This window comes from Mesorhizobium sp. WSM4844 (genome assembly GCF_055811775.1).
Genome location: NZ_JBVVQB010000074.1, coordinates 21,615 through 28,093, shown reverse-complemented (window position 1 = coordinate 28,093; position 6,479 = coordinate 21,615). Strand labels below are relative to the sequence as shown.

The window sequence follows — 6,479 nt, the reverse complement described above, 5'->3', positions numbered from 1 at the left end:
GAGACCGTGCATTGGGGCTACTTCAGCAAATCGCTGAAGCCGCGCATCGAGGTCAATTCCGGCGACATCGTCACGATCGAGTCGCTCACCCACCATGCGGGCGATGACCTGGAGCGCATGGTTGACGGCGACGAGGGTGCAGAGAGCTTCTATCTCTGGACGAAAGAGAAGAAGGGCGTCGACCGCCGCGGTGCCGGCCCTACCGACCCGGCCAAGTACAAGAAAGGCTCTGGTGAGGGGCAGGGCGTGCACATCATGACCGGCCCGGTCTATGTCCGCAACGCGGAGCCGGGCGACATATTAGAGGTGCGGATTCTCGATTGCGGACCGCGTCCCTCTGGCAATCCCAAGTTCAGCGGCAAATCATATGGCTCCAACGCGGCGGCCAATTGGGGCTTCCACTACAATGATCTCCTTGGCGGCACCAAGCGCGAGGTCGTCACCATCTACGAGGTCGACGTTGCCGGCGGCAAAAGCTGGGCCGAAGCGGTCTACAATTTCCAATGGGTGCCGCAGACCGACCCGTTTGGCGTCAGGCATGACACGATCGACTATCCCGGGGTTCCGGTCGACCACAGCCTGACCAAACGAAACTACGATGTGCTGAAGGGCGTGAGACTGCCCATTCGCCCGCATTTCGGCACGATCGGACTGGCACCGAAAGAAGCGGACGTCGTAGACACCATCCCGCCGAGCTACACCGGCGGCAACATCGATAACTGGCGCATCGGCAAGGGCGCCACGATGTATTATCCGGTCTCCGTCGACGGCGCGCTGCTCTCGGTCGGTGATCCCCATGCCAGCCAAGGCGACAGCGAATTATGCGGCACGGCGATCGAATGCTCGCTCACCGGCACGTTCCAGCTCATCTTGCACAAGAAAGCGGACCTTGCCGGCACACCGCTCGAGGAGCTCAACTACCCCATGCTCGAGACGCAAACCGACTGGCTGGTGCATGGGTTTTCCTACGCCAACTACCTTGAGGAACTGGGACCGAGCGCTCAAAGCGACATCTATTCCAAATCGTCTGTCGACAGAGCGCTGCGCGATGCGTTCCGCAAGATGCGCCACTTCCTCATGACAACCAAAGGACTGACCGAGGACGAGGCGATTTCCCTGATGTCGATCGGAGTAGACTTCGGCATCACCCAGGTCGTCGATGGAAACTGGGGGGTGCATGCGGTGGTGAAGAAGGACATCTTCGCTGCACGTGTCGCCTGAGATGGTGGGTAACTAAACCTCGCATCACATCGCCGCTACTCGGAAGCTCGACAAAGGCTAAAGCGCGTCGCGTTTGAAGGAATTCATGCGACGCGCTTTACGCTGCGCACCCTCGGGTCAGGCCGAGGGCATGCTTTTGCGCAACATGCATCAGGAATCCGAACCAAGCGGGGCACCGACCGGTCCCTCCGTAAGAACGGACATCTGTAGCCAAGAGAAGCGGCCGAAACCGAAGAAGGCGACCGTGCACCAATGGTACCGTTGGCTGGGATCGAACCAGCGACCTCCGGATCCACAATCCGGCGCTCTAACCATCTGAGCTACAACGGCACGTTCGCCTGAGCGGGATGGAACGTTCATCCTCCGAGACCCGCTCTGTCGTTCGGCGATGCGTCCATACGGGCTATCGGAGTTTAATTCAAGGCTTTTGGCCGCGCATGGCCCGGAAAATCAGAATCGATTCCGCTGGGGATCATGCGCAAAATCCCAGGGTTCCGCAGCGTGCTTTGCGCGTCCAGGAAGGTGCCCGGCGCTGTAGGCAAAGGGTGCTCCGGCACGACATCATATTTCGCCGGGCAAAGAAAAAGGCCGGCGGGAGGAGGTGCCGGCCTTTTCCTGTTCCGAGCCAGCGGGAGGAGGTGCTGGCTGGTCATCCCGGAGAGCAGAGGGAGGAGGTTCCACCCGCCGGGTATTCGCTTGGACCACTATATCTCACATAATCCTGTTCGAAGAAATGCGACCTTTTGTTGCATCTTCGAACTATGCGCAAATATTAGGCGATCTTAACTTCCTTCATCGCCTTCTCGAAGGCGGTCTTGATCGGCTTGGAGACGTCCTCGGCCGCCTTGGAGGCGACGGTCTGGAAATCCTTTGCCTGCTCGACAGTCATCTCGACCTGCTTGCGCAGGAATGCGGTCTGCAGTTCGACGACTTCCGACAGCGACTTGGCGCCGATCAGAGCTTCGAAATGCGACAAGCCGGCTTCGGTATTGGCGCGCAGAGCGGCAATGGTCTTGAGCGACAGGTCGTTGGAAACGGTCTTGGCGGTCTCAAAGGTGGACTCAAAGGCCTTCTGGGTCTCTTCGGCGCCGGTCTTCAGCTTGGCATAGGCCTCTTTCGACTGCTCGACGCCCTTTTCGGCGAAAGCACGGATCTGGTCGGTGGCCTTGGAAGCGTCGAAGCTCGGGAATTCAACGTTTTCGATAGTATCAGCGGTCTTGGTCCTGGACAATTTTCCATCCTTTGCAGTGGTAGCGGCTTCGATAGGAAAGCCGTCTCGTTCATGTATGATGGCAATATAAAGGCAAATCTTGTGCATTGCAATATCTTTGTTGCAGCGCACCATAAATTTTCTCTCCCAGCGTTAACCACGCGCCCAGAGATTCCGGCGGTTGCACGCTATGGCTTGTGGACCTTCGCACCGTCGGCTTTTATTAACAAAGCGTTAACTGCAAACTGCCCGCTTCGTAAGGGTTCCCAAAGCGCATGCCGTCTGAAAACTACTCCTTCCTCGACGTCGCCGTGCTCGACGCGGTCCGCCAGCGCTTTGCCGCCGGCGACGCGATCGCCCTTTTGTCGGCAGACCTCGAACAGGTGATCTGGGCCAACGGACCAGGGGCAGCGGTGTTCGGCTACCCCGACATCGAGGCGATCATCGGCGCCTCTGCCGGCTTGCCGCCGATCGCCAGGCGCCAGATCATGGCGACAAGCGGTTTTCCACAGATCGGCCGCGACCGCGCCATCACGGTGCGGCTGGCAACCGGGCTGACCAGCCGCGCGGTTGGCTTTCTGGCCAGCGCGGTGACAATGCCTGACGGCGAAAACGCCATCATGCTGGCGGTGCCGGCGACGCAGACCGGCTCGCGCAGCGCCGCCGAGCTTGCCGCTCGGGCCATCAGCGGCTTTACCGAAGACGGTCATTTCATCGCCTTCGTCGATGCCAACGGCAGCATAGAGGCCGCTTCCGATGGTTTTTCGGCACTCGGCATCCTGCCCGAAACGCTGACAGCGCTTGTCGCCGATGTTGCGAACGAGAGCGGTCGCGTCGTCAAACGCCTCGTTCCTGGCGGCACCGCTTCCTACCCGGCCGGCCTCGCCCGGCTGACTGACGAGCGGCACCTGCTGGTGGTGATCGACGAGAACCAGCTGGACTCCGAAGCAGCCCCTGCTGGCGTGCTCAGCGCAGGGGCGGCGGCCGATGCCGCAGTCCCGCCAAAAGCACAACAGGACACCCCGCCGGCAACAGTCGCGAAAACGGCTGCGGCAGTGCAGACAGTTGCGGCAGCCGACGAAGACACTTCGCTGTCGGGGCCTGATTCCACTGGGCTCGATTCGACCGGATCTCATTCAACTGCGCCTGATTCAACCGAGCAGGGTCCGGAAGCGGCCGGCGGGATACCTCCACAGCATGACCATTGGTATTTCAGCGCCAGCGAGGAGGAGGCGCAAAAGCCGGGACCGGATGCATCCGGTCCTGTCGAGGCGGATGCTTCGGCGGAAAGCTTCGCACAAAATGCCGTCAGGGCCGCCTCCCCGGTCAAAAATGCCATCCCCTCGATCGACCGCGCGGCGGCGCCCCTGCGTTTCGTCTGGCGCACCGACGCCGAGGGCAGGTTCAGTGCGCTGTCGCCGGAATTCGCGGAACTCGTCGGCGAGCCTGCCGCCGATGTGATCGGCCGGCGCTTCAGGGACGTGGCGGCCACCTTCGACCTCGATGCGACCGGCGACATCGCCGGCCTGCTCGACCGACGCGATACCTGGTCCGGCCGCTCGGTGCTGTGGCCGGTTGCCGGCACCGATTTCAAGATACCCGTCGACCTGGCGGCGCTGCCCGTCTACGGCCGCAGCCGTGCCTTCGAAGGCTTTCGCGGTTTCGGCGTTGCCCGCACCGGCGATGCGGTGGTCGATCCGGAAGCGATCGGCATGGCCCTTGTCGGCAATGCCGACGTCCCTGTGGCCGTCGAGCCGGAAGTCGCCAAAACGCCTGACGAAACCGACCCGTTCCAGGGCGAGGTGCCGGCGCTGACCATCGTGCCGAAGCCGGAGCGGCGCCTTGCCGACAAGGTGATCCGGTTGGCGGAGCACAGGCAGCCGGCCAACGACAAAGGCCTGTCGACGCTGGAACGCAGTGCATTCCGTGAGATCGGGGAGCGGCTCAAGAAGGACAATCCCTCGACCGAACAGCCCGACGCCGCAATTGCGGCAGAGCCGGCTGCGGCGGAACCGACCGAAACCGATGTCGAAGACGAGAAGGATGTCGCAAGGCTCGACGGTGAGCAGCCGCAAGCAACCGTGTCCGACATCTCAGGCTCGCTGCTCGACTATGCCGACCGGGACTACGTCGCCGCCGATGGCGACGGTGCGCCGGTCTCCGAGCCGGACAAACCGGCGCAGGAGATCGCTGAGCCCACCGACGCCGCCAGTCGATCGATCGCCGAAGACGCCGACAGCATGACGGCCGCCGATCTCCGCGATGCAGAAGACAGCGAGGACTCGGCGCGACCCGATGACGGCGAAACCGGTTCGCCAACCGATGGCATCGGCGATGCCGGCGACGTCGAGCCGGCGACGGTCGAGCGGCCGCGCCTGCCGGTGCCGCCGCTCAAGCTCGAAGGGTTCGTGCCGTCGGCTTTTTCGACCGCGGACGACAACAAGGCTCCGGATATTTCGATCCTTGGCAAGCTGCCGGTGCCGCTGCTGATCCATTCCGGCGACGACCTTCACTATGCAAACGAGGAATTCCTCAGCCTGACCGGCTATGACACGCTCGACCAGTTGGAGGATGCCGGTGGCCTCGACGCGCTGTTTGCCGATCCTTATGACGGCAGCGCCTCCGATGGAACCGATCACGCGCTGCGGTTGAAGACGCGTGACGATCAGGAGTTCCCGATCGAGGCCATTTTGCGCTCGGTGCCATGGAGCGGCGGCAAGGCGCTGATGCTGGTCGTGCGCCGTTCCGGCGACGACGAGGCAGCAGGTGCCGCCGACGACCAGACGCAGCCGGACACTTCCGAGCTCAAGGCGCGCATTGCCGAGATGCGCACCATCATCGACACCGCGACCGACGGCGTCGTGCTGATCGGCCGAGACGGAACGATCCGCTCGATCAGCCGACCGGCGGAGGCGCTGTTCGGTTTCGACAGCGACGAGGTGACCGGAAAACCCTTCGTCTCGCTGTTCGCGATCGAAAGCCAGCGCGCCGCGCGAGACTATCTCGACGGATTGTCCGAGCCCGGCGTGGCGAGCGTGCTCAACGACGGCCGCGAGGTGATCGGACGCGAGGCGCAGGGGCGCTTCATTCCGCTGTTCATGACCATCGGCAGGCTGCCCAACGACAGCGGTTTCTGCGCGGTGGTGCGCGACATCACCCAGTGGAAGCGGGCCGAAGAGGATCTGACCCAGGCGCGCGCTGTGGCCGAGCGCGCTTCCTCGCACAAGACCGACTTCCTCGCCCGCATCAGCCACGAAATCCGCACGCCGCTCAACGCCATCATCGGCTTCTCCGAGCTGATGGTCGACGAGAAATTCGGACCGGTCGCCAATGACCGCTACCGCGACTATCTGCGCGACATCAACCGGTCGGGCAACCATGTGCTCGACCTGGTCAACGATCTGCTCGATATTTCGAAAATCGAGGCCGGCCAGCAGGAGATGGCCTATGAGGCAGTGTCGCTCAACGACACGCTGGCCGAGACGGTGGCGATGATGCAGCCGCAAGCCAACCGCGAACGCGTCATCATCCGCTCCAGCTTCGCCTCCCGGCTGCCGGAAGTGGTGGCCGATCTGCGCAGCGTGCGCCAGATCGCGCTGAACATCCTGTCGAATGCCATCCGCTACACGCAGGCCGGCGGCCAGGTGATCGTATCGACAGCCTACGAGATCTCCGGCGACGTCGTGATGCGCGTGCGCGACACCGGCATCGGCATGAGCCAGTCCGAGATCGAGCAGGCGCTCAAGCCGTTCAAGCAGCTCAACGCGCTTAAGCGCGGGCGCGGCGACGGCACCGGTCTCGGGCTGCCGCTGACCAAGGCCATGGTCGAGGCGAACCGGGCCCGGTTCACCATCAACTCGACGCCCGGCGAGGGCACTCTGGTCGAAGTCGCTTTCCCGTCGACCCGCGTGCTGGCGGATTAGGGCAGCGGACTTTCGGCCCGTCCGTGTCGCCGCTCTATCTCTTTGTTTGAGCACCGGATTTCCCAAAACCGGTGTTCACCTTTGGGTCCGATGCTCTGTCTTTTTGTTTGAGCATCGGATTTTCC

General features: G+C 62.7%; 3 protein-coding genes and 1 tRNA gene. 2 read left to right on the top strand and 2 right to left on the bottom strand.

The genetic code is table 11. The features are described from left to right. Positions 1–1,221, top strand: a 1,221-nt coding sequence (locus AC0L2A_RS32785; RefSeq protein WP_473612340.1) for an acetamidase/formamidase family protein, incomplete at its 5' end; no start/stop codon positions are given. 253 nt (positions 1,222–1,474) lie between these two features. Here AC0L2A_RS32785 and AC0L2A_RS32780 read toward each other — a convergent pair. After that, positions 1,475–1,551 (bottom strand) — tRNA-His (locus tag AC0L2A_RS32780). A 442-nt stretch (positions 1,552–1,993) separates the two neighbouring features. Beyond that, a complete protein-coding gene (locus tag AC0L2A_RS32775) occupies positions 1,994–2,452 on the bottom strand; it encodes a phasin (RefSeq protein ID WP_473612338.1) in 459 nt (152 codons plus the stop codon). Positions 2,453–2,706: 254 nt separating this feature from the next. Between AC0L2A_RS32775 and AC0L2A_RS32770 the strand changes: the two genes are divergently transcribed. Further along, entirely contained in the window at positions 2,707–6,354 is a 3,648-nt protein-coding gene (locus tag AC0L2A_RS32770) for a PAS domain S-box protein (RefSeq protein ID WP_473612337.1), read from the top strand. The last annotated feature ends 125 nt before the right edge of the window (positions 6,355–6,479 follow it).